We start from the raw sequence: 1,178 nt of genomic DNA, 5'->3' as shown, positions 1-1,178 counted from the left end.
GTTCAATTTGTCAGTTTGCAAAGCTGAAAATTTTCATTTACTGATGCGTTTCGTTCGGGGAACATTTACCGCTAACGATTGGCGAATTTGTATTGTAATGGCATAGAAAGCAAAAACTTGTCTGCCCGTATAAACTTAGTTAGTTGTGATGAAATAACATAAAGCAGTTCAGCCATTATAATACAAATTTGTGGTTAGCACACGTTCTTTTAGTTCCATTTTATTTCCCATGGCTCGGAATTATAATCAATAGATTTTGAAGCAAAATTAACTGTTTCAAAATAAGTCTTTTTGGAAGTCAACTGCATTATTCTGTAATTTACTCTTACTAATTCAATTTCTTTATTTTTAATTAGTTCTGGTTTCAAGGCTAAGTTCATCCCTTTACTTGTCCATTGAACACTTGGATAAGTTATTCCGTCAATATCTACTTTTTCGTCACTATTCATAGGTGACATTGGTGTTTCAAAAACATAATTTGCAAAAGCACAAGTTAATAAATAATTGAAGTCTCTATCGGAGCTATTTAACGAGAACTCGTCAGATATTCGATGAAGAAAATACTGTAAATTATATGAATCATCATTGTTAAATTCATTAAAACAGTCGTTTAAATCTTTATTTAGGGATTCTATAGTTTTGTTACCGTAGTAGTCTTTATTTTTTGGTAGACAGGCTACTTTAATATCTCTTCTGGTTCTCCAAGTTCCTAAAGAGTTTTCTTCAAAATTTTCGTTTTCGTTGTTTCTAACAAGTTTAGATGTCTCGCAAAATGCAGTTTCCTTCACATCCGAACAGTAGAATATACTTTGAAAAGGCTCATTAGCCCTCCCAAATTTTTTAATTCCATTTCGGTCGACTCTATGTCCTAAATCGCTAACTCTTTTAAATAAGCAATTGGTTTCGTCCTTAGTATGTACTCTGACTCTATAAAAAACACTTCCTTTTGGAATTGTGATAACTGGAAATGGAATAGAGAAAAGTTTAAAAGTATTCTTAATAGATATATATGACTCTGGAGAGTTTTCTTTTTTTAAACGTAAAACTGTCGTTAATATATCTTCAATTATATGTCGAGGTACAGATGTCATTAGAATGAGTGCTAACGATTGGCGAATTTGTGTTGTAATGGCTTAGAAAGCAAAAGCTTGTCTGCCCGTATAAACTTAGTTAATTGC

At 31.9% G+C, this 1,178-nt stretch carries 1 protein-coding gene; it reads right to left on the bottom strand.

Going from position 1 to position 1,178, the window contains the following annotated elements; all coding sequences use genetic code 11:
- Window positions 1–209: 209 nt before the first annotated feature.
- A complete protein-coding gene (locus I5M32_RS16530) occupies window positions 210–1,091 on the bottom strand; it encodes an RES domain-containing protein (protein ID WP_200588275.1) in 882 nt (293 codons plus the stop codon).
- Window positions 1,092–1,178: the final 87 nt, after the last annotated feature.

The organism is Pedobacter segetis, assembly GCF_016623585.1.
In the GTDB taxonomy this organism is placed as follows: Bacteria; Bacteroidota; Bacteroidia; order Sphingobacteriales; family Sphingobacteriaceae; genus Pseudopedobacter; species Pseudopedobacter segetis.
Note: the sequence above shows the minus strand (reverse complement) of the source record. Positions and strands in the feature narration are given on the sequence as shown.